The organism is Marinomonas sp. AWM4_232, from assembly GCF_056158325.1.
This window is the reverse complement of record NZ_JBSWTA010000001.1, coordinates 3,656,212-3,674,538: the sequence shown is the minus strand read 5'-3', so window position 1 is coordinate 3,674,538 and position 18,327 is coordinate 3,656,212. Positions and strand designations below refer to the sequence as shown.

19 protein-coding genes are annotated in these 18,327 nt (G+C 42.0%); 8 read left to right on the top strand and 11 right to left on the bottom strand.

The features are described 5' to 3' along the window. Positions 1 to 18: 18 nt before the first annotated feature. Both tal and dusA read right to left on the bottom strand, forming a co-directional pair. Positions 19 to 969: a transaldolase gene (gene tal, locus ACXAC1_RS17410; protein ID WP_475063116.1), complete on the bottom strand. Its 951-nt coding sequence runs from the start codon at positions 967 to 969 to the stop codon at positions 19 to 21. Positions 970 to 974: 5 nt separating this feature from the next. Further along, entirely contained in the window at positions 975 to 2,006 is a 1,032-nt protein-coding gene (dusA, locus tag ACXAC1_RS17405) for a tRNA dihydrouridine(20/20a) synthase DusA (RefSeq protein WP_475063114.1), read from the bottom strand. Between the two features lie 199 nt (positions 2,007 to 2,205). On the opposite strand from dusA, the gene ACXAC1_RS17400 reads away from it, so the two are divergent. The 3 genes from ACXAC1_RS17400 to ACXAC1_RS17390 are packed head-to-tail and all read left to right on the top strand — an operon-like array spanning position 2,206 to position 2,968. Beyond that, positions 2,206 to 2,379: a hypothetical protein gene (locus tag ACXAC1_RS17400; protein ID WP_475063113.1), complete on the top strand. Its 174-nt coding sequence runs from the start codon at positions 2,206 to 2,208 to the stop codon at positions 2,377 to 2,379. Beyond that, positions 2,380 to 2,577 carry a hypothetical protein gene (locus tag ACXAC1_RS17395; protein ID WP_475063112.1) on the top strand — a complete coding sequence of 66 codons (198 nt, stop codon included), beginning with the start codon at positions 2,380 to 2,382 and terminating at the stop codon, positions 2,575 to 2,577. Beyond that, positions 2,564 to 2,968 (top strand): hypothetical protein, encoded by a 405-nt coding sequence (locus ACXAC1_RS17390; RefSeq protein WP_475063110.1) that lies wholly within the window; start codon positions 2,564 to 2,566, stop codon positions 2,966 to 2,968. Before ACXAC1_RS17395 ends, ACXAC1_RS17390 begins: the two co-directional genes overlap by 14 nt. 62 nt (positions 2,969 to 3,030) lie before the next feature. Here the strand turns inward: ACXAC1_RS17390 and ACXAC1_RS17385 are convergent, their stop codons facing one another. Continuing rightward, positions 3,031 to 3,699, bottom strand: coding sequence for a calcium-binding protein (locus ACXAC1_RS17385; protein ID WP_475063109.1), 669 nt, complete (start codon positions 3,697 to 3,699; stop codon positions 3,031 to 3,033). A 421-nt stretch (positions 3,700 to 4,120) separates the two neighbouring features. Between ACXAC1_RS17385 and ACXAC1_RS17380 the strand changes: the two genes are divergently transcribed. Continuing rightward, a complete protein-coding gene (locus ACXAC1_RS17380; protein ID WP_475063108.1) occupies positions 4,121 to 4,615 on the top strand; it encodes a lecithin retinol acyltransferase family protein in 495 nt (164 codons plus the stop codon). Between the two features lie 172 nt (positions 4,616 to 4,787). Here ACXAC1_RS17380 and ACXAC1_RS17375 read toward each other — a convergent pair whose 3' ends face one another. Beyond that, positions 4,788 to 5,426, bottom strand: a complete 639-nt coding sequence (locus ACXAC1_RS17375; protein ID WP_475063106.1) for a hypothetical protein — start codon at positions 5,424 to 5,426, stop codon at positions 4,788 to 4,790. Positions 5,427 to 5,914: 488 nt separating this feature from the next. Continuing rightward, the gene (locus ACXAC1_RS17370; protein WP_475061633.1) at positions 5,915 to 7,057 is read right to left on the bottom strand and encodes an IS4 family transposase; all 1,143 of its coding nucleotides are present in this window, start codon (positions 7,055 to 7,057) and stop codon (positions 5,915 to 5,917) included. 377 nt (positions 7,058 to 7,434) lie between these two features. Between ACXAC1_RS17370 and ACXAC1_RS17365 the strand changes: the two genes are divergently transcribed. From ACXAC1_RS17365 to ACXAC1_RS17355, 3 genes are all read left to right on the top strand, one after another. Then, positions 7,435 to 8,703, top strand: a complete 1,269-nt coding sequence (locus ACXAC1_RS17365) for a hypothetical protein (RefSeq protein WP_475063104.1) — start codon at positions 7,435 to 7,437, stop codon at positions 8,701 to 8,703. A gap of 239 nt (positions 8,704 to 8,942) precedes the next feature. Next, positions 8,943 to 9,515, top strand: coding sequence for an antA/AntB antirepressor family protein (locus ACXAC1_RS17360; protein ID WP_475063102.1), 573 nt, complete (start codon positions 8,943 to 8,945; stop codon positions 9,513 to 9,515). A gap of 68 nt (positions 9,516 to 9,583) precedes the next feature. Continuing rightward, positions 9,584 to 10,399: a hypothetical protein gene (locus ACXAC1_RS17355; RefSeq protein ID WP_475063101.1), complete on the top strand. Its 816-nt coding sequence runs from the start codon at positions 9,584 to 9,586 to the stop codon at positions 10,397 to 10,399. 26 nt (positions 10,400 to 10,425) lie between these two features. Here the strand turns inward: ACXAC1_RS17355 and ACXAC1_RS17350 are convergent, their stop codons facing one another. After that, the gene (locus ACXAC1_RS17350; RefSeq protein WP_475063100.1) at positions 10,426 to 10,848 is read right to left on the bottom strand and encodes a hypothetical protein; all 423 of its coding nucleotides are present in this window, start codon (positions 10,846 to 10,848) and stop codon (positions 10,426 to 10,428) included. A 1,361-nt stretch (positions 10,849 to 12,209) separates the two neighbouring features. On the opposite strand from ACXAC1_RS17350, the gene ACXAC1_RS17345 reads away from it, so the two are divergent. Continuing rightward, positions 12,210 to 13,073, top strand: coding sequence for an isocitrate lyase/PEP mutase family protein (locus ACXAC1_RS17345; RefSeq protein ID WP_475063098.1), 864 nt, complete (start codon positions 12,210 to 12,212; stop codon positions 13,071 to 13,073). 82 nt (positions 13,074 to 13,155) lie between these two features. Here ACXAC1_RS17345 and trbK read toward each other — a convergent pair whose 3' ends face one another. From trbK to ACXAC1_RS17320, 5 genes are all read right to left on the bottom strand, one after another. Continuing rightward, positions 13,156 to 13,560 carry an entry exclusion lipoprotein TrbK gene (gene trbK, locus ACXAC1_RS17340; protein WP_475063097.1) on the bottom strand — a complete coding sequence of 135 codons (405 nt, stop codon included), beginning with the start codon at positions 13,558 to 13,560 and terminating at the stop codon, positions 13,156 to 13,158. A gap of 345 nt (positions 13,561 to 13,905) precedes the next feature. After that, positions 13,906 to 14,640 (bottom strand): dienelactone hydrolase family protein, encoded by a 735-nt coding sequence (locus tag ACXAC1_RS17335; RefSeq protein ID WP_475063095.1) that lies wholly within the window; start codon positions 14,638 to 14,640, stop codon positions 13,906 to 13,908. 63 nt (positions 14,641 to 14,703) lie between these two features. Continuing rightward, positions 14,704 to 15,336, bottom strand: a complete 633-nt coding sequence (locus tag ACXAC1_RS17330) for an ATP-binding cassette domain-containing protein (RefSeq protein ID WP_475063094.1) — start codon at positions 15,334 to 15,336, stop codon at positions 14,704 to 14,706. Continuing rightward, complete coding sequence (locus ACXAC1_RS17325; RefSeq protein WP_475063093.1) at positions 15,330 to 16,946, bottom strand: ABC transporter permease; 1,617 nt, start codon at positions 16,944 to 16,946, stop codon at positions 15,330 to 15,332. Before ACXAC1_RS17325 ends, ACXAC1_RS17330 begins: the two co-directional genes overlap by 7 nt. Before the next feature lie 78 nt (positions 16,947 to 17,024). Continuing rightward, positions 17,025 to 18,242: an ABC transporter substrate-binding protein gene (locus ACXAC1_RS17320; RefSeq protein ID WP_475063091.1), complete on the bottom strand. Its 1,218-nt coding sequence runs from the start codon at positions 18,240 to 18,242 to the stop codon at positions 17,025 to 17,027. Positions 18,243 to 18,327 lie beyond the last annotated feature (85 nt).

Below are 18,327 nucleotides of genomic sequence, written 5' to 3'. Positions count from 1 at the left end.
AGAGAGTAGATTGTAGCCTTAAAGCTTCTCTTCAATCATCTTCTCAAGTTTACGTTGGTCTACTGCGAAATTACGGATACCTTCAGCCAGTTTCTCTGTGGCCATGGCATCTTCGTTCAGCGCCCAGCGGAAAGCTTGCTCAGAAATGGCTTCGCCAGCAGGCGTTACATCTGAAACGGGTACCAGTTTGCGTTCAAGTGCGCCTTCGTCTTTCTTAAGTTCTTCAAGCAGGTTCGGACTAATAGTTAAACGGTCGCAACCAGCTAGTTGTTCGATTTCACCGATATTGCGGAAACTAGCGCCCATTACAATTGTTTTGTAACCATGCTGTTTGTAGTAGTTGTAGATCTCTGTTACAGACACCACACCTGGATCCGTTTCTGCAGTGTACTCTTGACCAGTAGATTTTTTGTACCAATCCAGAATACGGCCAACAAACGGGGAAATTAAGAAAACACCTGCTTCTGCACATGCTTGAGCCTGTGCGAATGAGAACAGCAATGTAAGGTTACAATTAATACCTTCTTTCTCTAGCTCTTCAGCTGCTTTGATACCTTCCCATGTAGAGGCCGCTTTGATCAAAACACGATCTTTTGAAATACCGGCTTCTTCATATAGTTTAATTAGGCGACGCGCTTTCTCGATAGTCGCTTCTTTATCGTATGAAAGGCGAGCGTCTACTTCAGTAGAGATACGACCTGGAATGTATTTAAGAATTTCTGTACCAACAATTACTGCAAGCTTGTCGCTAGCGTCAATAACCTGCTGCGCTTTGTCATTGCTTTGCTCTTTCGCCCAAGCTACAGCTTGATCAATGAAAGGGGCGTATTCAGGAATCTGAGCAGCTTTCAGCATCAATGATGGGTTAGTCGTTGCGTCCTCAGGCAGAAAATCCTTGATCGCAGTGATATCACCCGTATCGGCAACAATCGTTGTGAACTCTTTTAATTGAGATAACTTATTGCTCATTGCTCTTATCCTTTGCTTTTATCTAGCTTTTGTTTAACCAATTCAATGGCATCTACTAATACGTCTATTGTAGCGTCACTTCGATGACCGTTTTCTGAAAGGTAGCGTCTAAACTGCTTGCCACCTGGCAAGCCTTGGAAAATACCTAGTAAATGACGAGTTAAATGCATCAAGCGCTCGCCCTTTGCCAATTGACTCTCTGCGTATGGGATGAAACGATCTAACGCTTCGAAGCGATCATTGACTACGTTTGTAGCCCCAAAAATAGACTGATCCACTTCGCTAAGCACCCAAGGGTTGTTATATGCTTCTCGTCCCATCATAACGCCATCAACGTGACGTAAATGTTCTTTTGTCTCTTCTATTGTTTTTATCCCACCATTGATCAAGATTTCAAGGTCAGGGAAGTCTTTCTTCAATTGATACACAAAGTCGTATTTAAGTGGTGGGATTTCACGGTTTTCTTTAGGGCTTAAGCCTTGCAAAATAGCGTTGCGAGCATGAACAATAAATGTTTCAACCCCTTCGTCAGCAATCACACCAACAAAGTCACGCACGACTGCATAGTCTTGCTGATCGTCTAATCCAATGCGGTGCTTAATCGTTACTGGGATAGACGTGGCATCCTGCATGGCTTTCATCGCATCAACCACTGTTTGTGGGTGAGCCATCAAAATGGCTCCAATTAAACTATTCTGAACGCGATCACTCGGACAGCCTGCATTTAAATTCACTTCATTGTAACCGTATTCTTCGGCCATCTTGGCACATTTCGCTAAATCTAAAGCGTTGGAGCCACCCAGCTGCAATGCAATGGGGTGTTCGCAGTCATCATACTTAAGGAAGCGGGCAGGGTTGTCACCTTGAAGCAAAGCGCCTGTTGTTACCATTTCAGTGTAAAGAAGCGTGTGTTTTGTTAAGCAGCGTGCAAAAACACGGTAGTCAGACGTAGTCCAATCCATCATTGGCGCTATAGAGAAGCGTCTATCTAGCTTATCCCTTGTGTTTACTGGCTTTGAGCCATTTTCTGTTATCATTTTTGTAGCAATTAATTAGGTCATTTTAGGGTGTTTTTAGGGGTTTTAGGGCATATAATGCAACAAGGTTGCTACAAAAAATATTATGTAGCAAGATGAAAAATTGCTACATAATGATGCCTCAAACAGTCAAAACACCAATGCTTTGTTATCTGAATGAGTGCCATTATGTCATAAAGTTACAAAGTTGCTAACTAGTATGGCTACATTTAAAACCAGAAAGAAAAAAGACGGTACGGTGGTCCATGTCGCTCAGATTAGGATCAATAAAGATGGCAGGACAGTATTCAGTGAGGCGCAAAGCTTTACTGGCCCAAGAGCTTTGAAAGATGCAAAGCTATGGGCTGGGAATCGTGAGCGAGAAGTGAAGTAAATGCTTGCGAGTGGTAGATCACTTGAGACGATGAGCGTTGCTGCAGGCATTGAGCGTTATCTTAGTGACTATGAAAACGCACCAACTCCACTTGGTCGTTCTAAAAAGCACACTATGCTTTTGATGAGCAAAGAGCCGATATTGCATGAAATCGAGCTAAGCTCCTACAGCAGTGTTCAGATTGTTGAGTACGCTTAAAAAGCGTTACTACCAAGATCAAGCTTCACCTGCGACGGTTATGCAGGATGTTGCTTATCTTCGTGTGCTGTTTAAACACGCTCGAGCAGCATGGTCTATGAATCTAGATCTACAGTTACTAGAAGATGCTGTCCATGTTGCTAAGTCTATGGGTTTAATTGACCGTTCGCAGGTCCGCGATCGTCGCATCACGCTAGATGAACTGAACGGCATTTTGGGCTTTGAGCTAAGGCAGCAGAATGGAGCAGGTCGAAACATTAGCACAAAAATGTCGACGCCTTTAACTGAAGTTGTATTGTTTGCGATCTTCTCTACACGAAGGCTTGGTGAGATAGTTCGTATGCAATGGGATGACATTCTAGAGAGACTGATTTTTAAGCTAAAAGGGTGAGTTGAAGCAATATACTTAACTCACCTTAATTATTACAAAACTAAAATTTAACGACTAAGCCTTTATGGGACTATGGCAATACCGCCGCTGCTAATCGACAATATATCAAGGTCCGTAGTTTCAACACCGACAAGGGTAATTTGGTTAGTATAAGTATTAACCGAGCTGCCAGAGTTAATATCTCCTGTGTAGGTAATTAACGTATCATTACCTACTTGCTTAACCCCATAGGAACCAAAGCCAAAATAAATTTCAAGCTGATCTGTGCCCACCTCGAAATCATTAATTTTATCATGTTCGTTATTAGATGGTTGCGTTGAGAAAATGAATCGATCAGAGCCGCTTCCCCCAAGGTAGGTATCATTGCCTTCAGAGTCACGAAACTCATCATTCCCCGCACCTCCATACAGAAAGTCGTTTCCTTCTCCGCCGTTTAAATCGTCTTCACCGGAGCCACCATAAAGATGATCATTTCCTTCATCGCCCCATAGGTCGTCATTATTATCTCCACCATAAAGATGATCATCACCTGTGCCTCCATGTAGGTGATCGTTCCCTCCTAGACCGTACAAATAATCATTTCCTGATTCACCAAAGATAATCTCTCTGTCACTACTACCCCATACAGTATCATTGCCACCACGCCCATATACGTAGTTCAAAGACCCACTTGCTTCTACGCGGTAGGATTCAGAGGTGTCATTTCCATAAAAATATTTTCGAACTGTCATATCCATTTATTCCTTGTTAGTTGAAACGCTGCTAATCAAAGCAGCAACCCCTTATAACATAAAGAAATCTAAAAAATTAAAATCCATTTTAATCTTTTAGGTAAAAACACATTCATTACGTTTTGCTGACGATTTTTCTATGGAAACTCGCCAGTTTTAAACGATTGTACCGCTTATTAGTAATAGTAAGTTCTTTATAGAGAAGGGGGAATGTCTATCCCTCAATGATTGCACGTCGAATGGATAATGAAGAGCATGACATTGAAATAACTGGGGCAGAGCTTCGTAAGCTAATCCGGTGGGAGGTCATGCCAGGGTTAGAAAATCAGCAAATTTATGTTTGAGCACTTGAAGTACTAGAATTGGTCTCAATATAGCTATGCCTTGCATATCGCACTTAACAACTTAAAAGGGATTTTAAATGAATCTAGATAATATACGCCCGGGTGATCTGCTATATCGTACGAAGGGCATAGTTGAACACGCTGGTATTTACCTTGGCAATCATCAGGTGTTCCATAACTCTCCGGAGAATGATGTAGAAGTCGTTTCGTTTGAGAAGTATGCTGCTGGTAAAGAAGTTAAGGTTATCCATAAGAGTGTTGATGACCCAAAGAAACTCTCTGATCAATTAGAGCTAATCCTTACAGCATCCAAGAAATACTCAGCTATGTCCTACAACTGTGAGCATATTGCCAACCTTTTAATAATGGGAAGGGCCCACAGTCCTCAGATAGCAGCGACAGCTATAGGTGCTGTCGTGATGGGGATACTTGCTAAAGATAAAAGCGTACTGCAAATGATCGGCTGGGGCGTTTTAGGTGGAGTCATTGGGTGCTTGGTAAGTAATGGGGCGCGTAAATATGATGGGAAGGTTTTGGATCATTTGGAACATATACCAGCGTTAAAAAGTTAATTTTGGCTGTATGAGTAAAGCCGGACGAGGTAGCCATTTTTCGCTACATAGTCCGGCTTTTTTATTTGCCCAGCGAAGCAATCCTATGCCTGCTGTCACCTAACTAAAAATTCTTCAAAAGGACTGCAATGCCCAAGATACGTGGGATGTGAGCTTGTTGTTGGGTTAATGCTTAGGATCGAAAAGTAACTGTTGCTGAATGTACTTTCTCGTCTGTCAATCCTTGGTTAAGTACTTGTTTGATGTGTTCTGCAATAACAGATTTTGCAATATTTATAAGAGACTCATCTGTTAATACACCAGTAGCATCAGAAAGAGTTATTTTAACTTGCTCGTCTCTATATTCAGACTTGATTCTTTTTTCGCTAATGGCTAGTTCCTTATCAATATCAAGAACTATATATTTATCACTGTCGATTAATATTTTTGAATCTAAGAGCTTTAATGGAGGGGAAAAAATTTCAATTACTCCGGGCGTCGAGGTACGTTTCCATTCAATAGGATTATTGGGGGTTATTTCAATACCATAACTATTTTGTGCCTCCCATTGAAAGTAAAGCATTCCTTTTATTTTTCCTGCAGTGACAAAGCGAAAAAAATTATTTTTGACATTGGTTTCAATGAATTTTGAGTAAGTTTGTTTTTGCTCAGCCGTTATTATCTTAGTGACGGCTGTAATTTTTCCTGATGTGGCGCTTTCAATCGCTTTAGTTTCGTTATTAAAGACATGCTGGTATACGTAGTTTCCAGAAAAGACGATTGCGATTATTAGAAGGGCGGATGCTTGCAACTTTAAAACAGAGTTGATCATCTTGCATATTCCTTTCAAATTATTGATATTTCTTGGTGAAGATAATAGTTGATTGAAAAATAATCAACTTTATTTTCTTCTTTAATTGACTATCGGTGTTTGATCTTCTGTGTCTCGACCCAGCTCATAACTTCGCCCGCTAACCTTCGGTAGTTGGTACTGTTGGTCGATCCGCCGACAATACGTGGTTTTGGGGTGCTGGGTTAAAAAGCAACATCATACATAAATTTCTTTTTGGTCAGTCCAAGATACACTGATGTTAAGAATTTTTAATCTGACTCAAAACAGCTGCAGACTAGGCGAAAACGCCGAGGCAAGTAGCCGAAAAAGCACTAAGGTAATACGGGATAGGGGGGGTAGAAGCCGAACCATGTAGTCAATAAGCACTGCATCGTTCGGCTTTTTGATTTTGTCAACAAAACATATCCCTTTGCCCGCCCTCATATGATCAACAATTTTTCATCTGACCCTGAGGTATCCCCACAAATTTAAGCATAATTTTGCTTCCTTTTCGTCAGTTGCTGAGTGAGTTGTTTGATGCCGTCTCGCCAGTCATTTTTTGATATCTGGAAGCGGGTAATTACGGCTCGTTTTCCAAGATAGAAGTGAGACAAGACTCTTCGTTTGCGTATCGTATTGACCTGGAAACACTTCGCATGACCCGTCAACTCTATGACTTTTCCTACTAAAACCAGCAAGATCGCAGTAAGAGTCGTGAGTAGTATCAGGTTGATCAGACGCTCTATTTTAAACGTGTAACTTAGCTCAAAACCCAAGCCAAATCGGCTACTTTTCATATCTCGAAACCCTTCTTCAATTTGCATTCTTGTTTCATAAGCCTTGACGCATCGATTTGCAAAAAGACGGTTCACTGGAAGAGAAGACACTAATAGCCAAGGTTCTTTTGCCCCTCTTGCTGCGGTGAGTGAAGACAAGGAAGCTCGTCTGTTTCCTTTCTGATTTATAGAATGACGTCCTTTGGGAGAGCTTTTGTAGAGAACAAACTGGTTGGTGACCGGACTTGACTGGCGATGTTTAAGCTCAAGATGCTGAGGTTTTTGATTGGCGTTTGAGAATAAAGTGGATATACAACGCCAAGCTTGAAGCGAGTTATCATAGTACTTACGTGGCTTTCTGACTCGACCGACATAATCCCAGCCTTGCTTCACGACCTCCTCTAACCAAGGTGTCTTAAAACCAGCGTCCGTTACAATGATGGGCTTCGCTTTACTTGGAAGCAGAGCTTTTAACATTCTCAAAAATTGCCGGTGCGTTTTAGGTTTTTCTTTTGTGAGTTTGTCATGAACTTCTTCATAAAGTGTAATGGATCGACCTTCAAAAGCGGTACTGGCGCGAATCAAGAAATGCTGACCACGGGCATCTAAATCTGACCAATCCACGCTGATAATTGGACGAGATCGAACCACAAAAAGCCGACTTATGTGGGCATACAGCGAAATAGATTCACGTCGCAGGTTCGGATTGGAGAGCAGGCGGTCTGAACGTTTAATACGGTGCTTTTCATAAGCACTTGATTGGATCCCTCGACCAATACTGGTTACGGTACAAAGGCTTCCTTGCGCTAAGCTGAGTACGCAAGCAGATAGCGCTTTGCGTCGAGTTTTATGCATGTTGGGGCTGACAATCGGGAGGATTTTGTTCAATATAGTAGTCGCGTTCATGGCTCTGGTGGTGAGTTGTTTTTGGCGAAATTATTGATCGCCAAGAGCTATGAACGTTCCCTTCTTGCTCTAACATTCTGATCTATATTGAAATTTTGTGGGGATACCTCAGCATCTGACCCCAATAGTTTCACTTATTCGTTAAACGTGAGCAGTCGATCAGCAAAGTCACCGCAAAAGGCAACAGCAAAGCAGGGTATTGATGTTCAGTTGCTGAGCGTGAAGTGGTTTGTGTTTAATTTAACGCTGCCCTAATTACTTTGAAATGTCGTTTAGATGTTAGAATTACAACGTTAAATACATAAGATATCAAGGAAAGGCGAAAAGTGGCTGAAGATAAATTAACTGGCGGTGATAAGTCTAAAGACAAGCAACGGAAGAAAAGCGGGCTGTTCAAATGGTACTTTTGGTCGTTTGGTTTCGTGTTGCTGAGCGTGCTTGGCTATTTAGGCTTTCTTATTTATATCTCTTGGCCGATCTCGACATACAGTATTGATAAGTCCGCTTTGCTTGGTGATAGCTTTGGCATTCTGTCATCTCTGTTTTCTGGTTTGGCATTTGCTGGCTTAATTGTAACGCTAGTGATGCAACGTAAAACCCTTGATGCTCAGATGGAAGAGCTTGAGCTAGCCAGAAAAGAGTACAAACGACAGGGGGATGAGTTGGAAGGCCAGAAGAACGTTATGGCTACCCAGTTGGAAGCAATACAGCTACAGCAGTTTGAGAGTACTTTTTTTCGATTGTTGGATGAGTTTAGGCTTTTTAAAGCCACAGAAAAATATCGCTTGGGCTCTGTTACACCATATCAATTATCATCTAAGTTCAATTTAGAAATTGGTTGGTATGATAATTCTGTTATGAAAGAAAGCATGGAAGAAGATCGCCATATTTGGTTGAGTTATATTTCTAAAATTAGCGTTATTATTAGATTCACTTATCATGGGTACATGGTTGATGTGAAGAATAAGGGGAAAACATATATAGAGTTACTACATACTGAGCTAACTCAGGTTGAGATTTTCTGGCTTATTTTAGCCCTATCTTATTTTGGGAGTGAAGAAGATCTAGAGCTATTTCAAGAAGCTCAGATTTTAAGAAGGTTTGATTTAAGGAGCTCATTTTTTTCAGTATTGTATAATGGGAGTCTGAATGACCAGTTTGATAAAGCTTGCAAGGTTTTTATGGAGTTGAAAAAAGAGTTATTTGATGTGTCAGATTATTTCGCCGCATTTGAAGCTATTCAATCATCTGTCACATTGGCGTTAAATGATCAATCAAAGAAGAAGGATGAACTGGATAAAGAGGTTGCAGTCCTCTCTGAACGTATTGAAAGCTTGATCAGCATAGCAAAAGAGCGTTTTGGTTATTCTGAGCAGAGTGTAGATGAGTTGAAAAAACATAGTTTTGGGCATACCTCGAAAAGTTACGAGCATTTAATAAATCTTGATGAAATTGTTACGACAGTAGAACTTAGGATGCAATTTGGCTTGACAAAATATTTACTAGCGCAAGCTAGAAAGATTTTTGATGATAATGCCTCTAATTATCTAAAGTTAGTCGATATGCTCAATGCCTTGAACCAAAAGTTATCTTGATTTAATATTTACATCGTACTGGCAAAATCCAGTGCCGGGAATCTCACCCCGACTAACCAAAGCGGCCTAAAACACGCACCGCGTTTTTTTTGCGGCCGAAATCCGCCTGTTATGGCGGGTCTGTATTAGGCCGACTACGGTCGGGCCGTACCTTTGGGCGGTTGTGAGATCCTGATACTAGATCCGCCACCCTTTGAGAATCTCACCTCATCTGGTGGTATAGACTCCAAAGGAGGCCAATGATGGCTATGCAACTGATCCCGCTCCATACCCGCTCATTGAACGAGCAAACTACCGATACCGTTAACGCCCGTGATCTTCACGCTTTTTTAGAAGTTGGTCGTGATTATGCAACATGGTTGAAAGCCCGTATTACTCAATACTGTTTCATCGAAGGTGAGGACTATGTGGTATTTTCCCCAGAACGGGGGAAAATGCAGAATTCAGTAGATTACTTTATCACTCTCGATATGGCTAAAGAACTTGCCATGGTTGAACGTAACGAGAAAGGTCGGCAGGCCCGTCGTTACTTCATCGAATGCGAAAAGCAGCTTAAAGATCACAACCAGCTTCCAACTCCTACCGTCCCCGCTCCCGACGAATCCGAAAAATTCCAATTGCTAAATAACATCGCTAACTCAATGGACTTTAAACAGCCCGTTGTAGTGATCCCCACCCAAGAAGTCAGCGATATGATCGCCGCGATCCGAATGTACCAAGCCCAGATTGCAAAGCTACAAACGCCAGACTGGGTAGAAAGCAGCATTGCCAACGTGAAGCGATCAACGAACCGTAATTTTGCTGATATTTAGGTTGGAATAAATGCTCTTTAGCCCAATATATTCTTTATATATGGATAAATTGGGCTAAAGGAGTACTAATGGATATTGCTAAGTGCGTTACGGATGGCGTTGTTTACTACGCTGAAAAGTTCTCTCTTCTAAATGGGGCAGAACTAGCTTCAAAAAGACGGAATCTCATTTGTACTGAATGTGGTGCCGATGCATTTTTTAGAAAAGAGTCTACCAGCGGTCAAGCAGCATGCTTTGGTGCTCGACCGCACGTAAATGATTGCTCATTTGCTTCACCTGAAACTCAAAGAGTTGAGCTTGATGGCGGAGAGGAAGATTTTATTCGAAATCCGGGCAAGAAAATTGAAATAGATCTCAATTATGGTGCGGCCCAGCAAAACTTCGAAGTTGATTCTGAAGGCGCTGAGGGGAGTGATCAAGAGCGCGGGCGTCATTCAGGAAGAGGTAGCAGACCTGCTGCCACCATGCACAGACGGTTAAGTACTCTATTGAAAAATTTGATTAACTCTGAAGACTTTCGAGAGTCACATCAAGAAATAGAGCTGGCAGGGCATGAGTCAACGTCTGTTAGAGCCTTCTTTGTTAGTTTTAATGACGTAGGAAGTGAGCATACTGGCCAGTTTAGAGGCTATTGGGGCCTTATTACTGATGCTAGATATGGAGCCAACAGTGCACTATGGCTTAACTCCGGAGAGCGTAGTGCAGTCAGTTGTGTTGTCCCTGAAGAGTCTGTTAAAGGCTTCCTCGAAAAATATAAGGTGAAAAGTTTAGAAGATTTCTCAGGTGCCTACTTGTTGATGCTAGGTGAGAAACACACTTCAGGAAAAGGTAAGCACTATATTCTTTCTGAAGATAGCATTAATCATACGGCAATAAGCTTCTAACAATTTTAGCCCGCCAAGTGGTGGGCTTAGTTGGGTATTTTTGAAAGCACTTTATCAACCAGCTCCTGCTCAGCTAAACCTAGGATTAAGCTTCCTTTGGCTGCGGTTCGGTTGATTAGTATTTTCTTGGTAATCCATTCTTTTGCTGCGTGAGCATGCTTTGCTCGCGCATCACACTCCTGCCACCATTTCTTACCATATTTCTTGATTAGTGCTTCTCGAATGGTCTTAAAACGAGTTGGCTCTGCACTGGACTGTATCGAGGCAAACACACTGGCCCATATCATTTGTCTTTGACGATCGCTCGGTACCCAATGATTGGCTTTGAGCTTTTCTATTTCAGACAAGTTCATATAGAGCCGGTTGTTCTTAGCCTGCTTCTCTAGCCATATCGGCTCAGCTATGGCAAAGAGCTTAATCCTTTGCTCCTTGGTTAGTTGAGGCGTCATGTCTTTCCTGGTCTCGATCTGATCGATCGAGACCAGGGTAGCAACTAAATCAGTGGGGTTCATACTGAATGATACGGCGTTTGTTGATTAGCCTTAAATCATCTTCTAATTGCTCAATGCGTTCAAGAATGATGTGCTGCTGATCATGGGGGAGGTTTGCGATATCCGAAATTTGAATACGTTGAACTACTTTATAAAGTTCTTGTGATTCATTGCTCTTGAGTTTGGCAAGAGGGCTTTGTCTGATTTGCTCAAGAGCTACTAGGTGATCATCTGGATCAATAGATAGGTGGTCTAATGGGCAGATCTGTTGAAATGTTCTGTAAAGTTCTTCTATACGTTCTATGTTAAGTCCTTTTAACTGGATTGAATGAAGATTTTATTTAAGCAGATAGGGGGGAGATTAAAAGTGATATAGGTCTATTTTTTGTAGCAATTTAGAGCTGATGAAGAAGGTGTATTGATATATTTTTGCTACAAAAATCAAAGAGTGGTTGTAAGTCTATGAAAATAAATGACTTGTCTTTCAGTTGTTCCGATCCATCATGGGCGCTACAGAAAAGCGTCTGTCTATTGAATGCCTTGATATATCTGGATTAGAGTCTTGTTTCGGTGTAATGTTTGCCTAAATGTATATAGGTTGAAATAGAGGGTTTTAGTGCGCTTTGGTGCATATAATGCTACGCACTTGCTACATGAGTCTTCTTGTAAAATACAAGATTTCGCTACAATAAGAATTCATGCTTACTACGATATTTTCGCGGCATCAATGTAGGTTATTATGTCATAAACTTACGAAATTGCTAACCACATGGCTACAGGAATTCGCAAATATGATGATTCGATTACAGATCGGAAACTAAACAAATTGTGTCACACGTAGCGAATTCTAAATGCTCAACCGCCTTATCAATTGAACCAAGGTTTCTTCAACCCCTAAGTGCTAATAACTGGCTGTTTCTCGCTGCTTCATAATTGATTTTGAAATGGCATCAATGTGTACCTCCAATATGTGAAAGCATCGCTGTAACTTAAGGACAAATTGAATACAAAATACTTTAACCAAACGACAGTATTAAGGATTTCGATGGTTTTATGAGTTTGCCAGTATCGAAAAGCGCCATCTGAAGGTTGATCCCAGTAGATGCTATCTGTCCTTTCTACATGTAAATTTGATCAATGAGTTAAGAATATAAATCTCGTTAATTTCCAACATAAGCCACATTGTTGCCTTTTGGAAGTTTGATTCAGAGCAAAGCACTGACGAAATCTCGTAATTTAGTTAGAATTTCGGCGTTTTTCGTATGAATGCCTATTTCGAAATCTATGTCAGAAATAAGGCCGTTTTCAGGAGTAATTTCATGGCAACCCCATCTCAACACGATCTACGTAAAGACTTTCGTGCTTTGCTAGAGAGCGATAACTGTTACTACACTGCTTCGACGTTTGATCCAATGTCAGCACGTATTGCGGAAGATTTGGGCTTTGAAGTCGGTATCTTGGGTGGTTCGGTTGCTTCGTTACAAGTGCTGGCAGCGCCAGATTTCGCCTTGATTACCTTAAGCGAATTTGTAGAGCAGGCGACACGAATTGGCCGTGTCGCACGTTTACCGATTATTGCTGATGCCGATCATGGTTACGGAAATGCACTTAATGTAATGCGAACTATTACTGAGCTTGAACGAGCTGGTGTGGCGGCGCTGACAATCGAAGACACCCTTTTACCAGCAAAATTTGGTCATAAGTCTACTGACCTAATTCCGCTTGACGAAGCGGTTGGTAAAATTGAAGCAGCACTTGAAGCTCGAATCGATCCAACTATGTCGATCATTGCTCGAACCAATGCAGGACAATTAACGACAGAGGAAACAATTGAGCGTGCCAAAGCTTATCAAGCAGCAGGTGCAGACGGAATTTGTATGGTTGGCGTGAAAGACTTTGATCATTTAGAAGCCATTAGTGAACATGTTTCAATTCCTCTAATGCTAGTTGCTTATGGCAATCCAGAGCTTAATGATCGAGAGCGTTTGGCTAAAAATGGCGTCCGTATTGTTGTAAATGGGCATGCTGCATACTTTGCGGCAATTAAGGCAACTTATGATTGTTTGCGTGAGCAACGAGGTATTGCGGAAGGTAAATTAAACGCATCGGAATTATCTACGCGTTATTCGACTTTGGATGAAAGTCGTGAATGGGCTCGCCGATTTATGGAAGTGAAAGAATAGTACTTCCTATACAATATAGATTTATAAAAATGCCAGCGTAAATGCTGGCATTTTTATTTAAAAGTTCAAACTATGCACAAAATTAATTTGTGGCATTCTCAACTTCGGTCTCAGCATCGTTAGCGCCATCTTTAATGGCATCTACACCGTCTTCCCAAGCATCACCCACCGCATCTGCACCATCTTCCATTGCCTCAGCAGTTTCATCATATGCTTCGCCTGCAGCATCTTTACTATCTTCGTATAGTGCCTTCGCTTTGTCTTGGCCGTTCTGAAGCAGGTTAGAAGCCTTCTCTTTACCTTGTTCAATACGGTAATCAAAGCATTGATCAGAAAAGTCTTCGCGCATGTTCAGATCATCAATTTGTTGAATGCTTTCCTGAGTACAATTCTCTTCGTTTACTGTAGGCATTTTTTCACTACAAGCAGTTGTTAACGCTGCGACGGCCATAAAACCAGCGATGTAAGTAGGCTTAATGTTTTTCATAATACTTCCCTCAAAATTATGTGAATTTAATTAAATAAGTGTCTATTCAGTTTTTCCATAAACGGTAATAGAGCGCTTTTGTATTAATAATTAAAAACCAATCAGCAAAGACAGTTTTTTAATATATACAGCTGTTTGCTGTGTCCTTAAGCATGGATGTATTGTTATTTTTGGGAGAGGGATTATCAATTCAGGAAATTGTAAACATTATTTTTTCGGAACTTCTTTCAAATTTTTTGAAAACTAATTCCGAAGTGTAAAGATCCATGTGGCGCACGGGTTTGATGAGGAAATTAGAGATAAAAAAAGCCCCTTTCTAGGGGCTAATCTAAAAGAGTCTTTACATTACAAATCGCGTCTAAATTGGTCAACAGCGAGCTTATAGCAGTACAAAGCCAGTTCAGCGTCGTAGCGTTCACCTTCATCACGCATAAACGCATGTTGCCCGTTGAACTCATGCCAAACAAAGTTTCTTTCGGTATCGATTAGCTGCTGGTAAATTTTCTGGCGACCTTCAGTCGAAACATGAGGATCCTGTTTTCCCCAAATCATAGTAATCGCGCCTTGGATATCTTTCGTTCGACTAAAAGAGTCATTGCCATCTTGGCAAGGAAGCGTATTTGAATGTATGTCTGTCGCATACAAGCAAAAAGCGGATTCAATACGTGGATTCAATGCTGCACGATATGCTAAGTGACCGCCTATACAGACGCCCATTGCACCAAAGCGTTTTGAGCAGTATGGCTGTTGTTCAAAATAGTCAATCATTGCAACAGTATCACTGTCATGATCTTCTAATGGCTTGGTGAACTTGTCTTGGTTGCCTTTATCTTTGCCTTCATCATCATAAGCTAAAACTGTTCCGATTGCGTTAAGCTCATGAAACACTTCAGGCACAACCACTACGAAGCCATGTCCGGCCATGATTCTAGCGCTGCGCTCGATAGGTGCGGTGATCTGGAAGATTTCAGAATAGAAAATAACGCACGGAAATTGACCCTCTTGAGTAGGGCGATAGACATTGCAACGCATGGTTCCAGTTGCTGTATTTAGATCGATTATGTCTTTTTGTGAAATCATACTTTTCGACTTATTCTATGGAAGGGTATTGATACTTATATCATTTTTATTAGCTTTGATGAATCAAATCGATCTCAGACTATAAACTCGAGTTGCCATTACGTCGGCATCTTCTTGGTCGTGAGTCACTAAGATAGTAGGCACTTGCGTTTTCTGAATAGCATCTAATACAAGCTCTCTCATTTCTGTTCTGAGTGAGTGATCTAATTTGCTAAAAGGTTCATCCAGTAATAAGGCTTTAGGCTTTGCCAAAAGGGTTCGCAATAAAGCTAAGCGTGCCTGCTGACCGCCAGATAAGCGTTGTGGTAGTTGATGCTGTAATCCTTCTAAGCCAATTTCCTCTAGCTTCGAGCGTATGGCTTGTTTTCGTAGAAATCGAGATTCAGGGCTTTTATAAGCGAATAGTAGATTCTCTTCTACGGTTAAATGGTTAAACAGTAAAGGGCTTTGTTGGAGTAGGCCTAATTGACGTTTTTCGATGGGAAGATCTTGTATAGCGAACTGCTCTAATGTTACCTCTCCATGCCCTGTTAGTCCGCTCGGTAATGTTCCCGACAGATACGCTAGTAAGCTTGATTTGCCGACGCCACTAGGTCCCATTAATGCTAGTACTTCTCCAGCGTTGATGGCTTCAGAAACGGGGGCGATGATTGGCGCATGATCTCGGGCGATGTATACATTTTCAAGAGTTAGCAAAACTTTCTCCTTAAAGCGACGCGCCAAGTTGTCCAGTGTTTCGGCATCACTGTGGCGAGATAAAAACAAATCAATGGTAAGAATGCTTGAATCAGAGCAAGTGAACTGACGATCTTTCGGTCACCTGATGACGCTCGGGCGACGGCTTCGGTTGTCAGAGTGTTAATCCTTCCTTCTCCAGACATTATAGTCGGTAAATACTGAGCCATGCTGACGGCAAAGCCGAGTGCGAAAGCAGCACTGAGCGATACTTTTAGCAAGGGAAGCTTAATGAGTAGATAATTTTTTATCGGTGAATCTTTAAGTAAATTCGCTTGCTGAAGTATGCGCTCATCAAAAGCGAGATAGGGAGCTTTCAAGGTCAAATACACATAAGGAAGCACGTATATCAGGTGCAGTAGTAAAACGCTCCACCAATTACCGTTCCAACCAGCCCAAAGTAACCCCACCTGGATGCCAAATAATAGTGTTATCTGAGGCATAAAAACCGTAAAAAGCATCATCGTCGTAACAATTTTAGATTGTAAAAATTGGCGTTCTCTTTCGAGTAATACTAACGAAATCAGCAGAGCTACAAAGCCGCTGACTAAGGCAAGAGAAAGTGAAGACAAGCTTAGCTCGAAAAGTCGCTGTCCTAGACGGCTAATCGTATTTAAAGAGAATAGAGAAGGCCATGTATCAGGAAAACGCCAGCGATGGGCAAAGGCCCAGATAGGCAGAACCATTAAGGTGAGCGCAGTCAGCAAAAATATTCCACCACCAGCCAAAGCGCCAAACCAAGTTAGAGGTCCGACATTCGTTATGCCATTGCCCGACAATGTCATGTACTTACGAAGTTTATCGTAGATAAAATAACAAGCTTCCCAAAGCAGCATCATAACGACGACACTGCATGCTAGTGCGATTGCTGCTGCACTGGCTTGGCCGCGGAACATTAATGATGGATCGTTAAACCATCGTAGTAACGTCACAGCCAAGGTTGAAGGCGTATTAGGGCCTATGATCAACGCCACATCTACAACGGTCATGCTGAACGCTAAAACAATCATGATAGGGAGTCTAACTAATCGATAAAGCGGCCCTAACAAGGTGCCATGCCATGCAGAAATCGTTGAATGGCCTAATATTTTGGCAGTTTGAATGCGTGACCTAGCATCAAGTTGTGATAACGCCGCCATAATGGCAAAAACAAGGTAGGGCGTTTCCTTAATCACGAGCGCCAGAGTCATTGACCACCCTTGAGGGTCTTGAACGATAAGCCAGTTTGGAGGTCTTTCAAAACCGGTCAACCAAGGACTAAACCAGCGTACCAACCAGCCAGAGGGGCTAATCAAAAAGATTAAGCCAATACTAATGGCTACATGGGGAATCGAAAGAATGGGTGCGATAAAAGTATTTAAACGGTCAAACCAGTGACTTCCAAAACATGCAATGACTAAGCTGGTTGCGATCCAATAAGACAGAGCGGTGGAAGCTACGCCTATAAACAGGCTAAGGGATAAACCTGACCAGAACTCAGCCGAATGAAATAGCTGCTTCCAAGCAGCAAAAGTAAATTGATCAGACCCAGCCGCTGGATCAATGCCAAAGCTGGGTAGAAAAACGCCCAAAAAGCCCATTACAAGAAGTAAACAAAACACTAATGTAATGGGCCAATATAAGCATGTCGAAAAGGCGGATCTCATGCGTTACTGTGCGTATCGTTCACGCCATGTGCTTTCGAGCGCTTCCATCCAAGTGCTATGAGGTTCAGGCAACGTCGTACCTAGTTCGTCTACACTCAGTGTCGCAATACCTTTTGGTAGATCGTCAAAGCGTGCTCTCTGCTCTTTATCTAGCGATGCGTAATCTAACACTGTCATATCGCCCCAAACTGTTGGATGCTGTTTATAGGCTTGTGCTTCTGGAGATAACAAGAAATTCGCCACCACTTGCGCTGCTTCTTTGGCGTCGCTGTTGTATGGGATCGCTACAAAGTGTGTGTTACCGATCGTGCCTTGGCTTAAAACATAGGAGCGAACCGTGTCAGGTAAATTGCCTTGTTCAATTTGGACGGAAGCGGCTGATACGTCAAAACTCAACGCAATGTCTATTTCACGATCATCGAGTAAACGCATCATTTCTTCACTGCTTGATGGGAACACAGCACCACGACGCCATGCAATAGGGTGTAACTCATCCAAAAATGCCCATAGAGGTTGAGTGGCACGTTCGAAATCAACTTCTGAGACGGGTTTTAACAATAATTCAGGCTCAGGGGTTAGTTCATGCAATGCTTGCTTAAGAAATGTAGAGCCAAGAAACTGAGGTGGCTCTGGGTAGGTAATTCGTCCAGGGTGATTTTTTGCATAAACCAACAGCTCACGCATAGATTTAGGTGGTTTTGATAGCGTTTGAGTGTCATGCATGAATATCACCTGAGCCATTCCCCAGGGGGACTCCATACCATCCACTGCTGTGCCAAAATCTTGGGTTAAACTTAAACGTGCTTTCGGATCGACGTAGGCTTTATAGTTTGGAAGGCTTTCTGAGAATGGCCCATACAGCAGGCCGTTTTCTTTCATGGCACGGAAGTTTTCACCGTTTATCCAAATGAGATCAACAGAGCCATCAGTATCTTTACCAGCGGTTTTCTCTGCGAGAACTCGACTTACTGTGTTAGCGGTATCTTGGATTCGCACATGCTTTAATTTAATTTGATAATCTTCTGCAACCCGATCCGCTACCCACTCTATGTAAGCATTGATATTGTCTGCACCACCCCAAGCATTCCAATAAACGGTTTGACCAGCTGCTTGATCAACTGTGTGTTGCCAAGCCGATGTGTCATCATCTGCAATTGATAGGCTGCTGAAGAGGGAAGCGCTGACCAAACTTGATGCCAGTAATGTAAACAGTGGTTTCATCCAAGACTCCTAAAGCGTTGATATTATTCCATTAGACGCATGGAAATGCGTTTTATTACATGGTTTTATTTTTTATTCGTTCGCG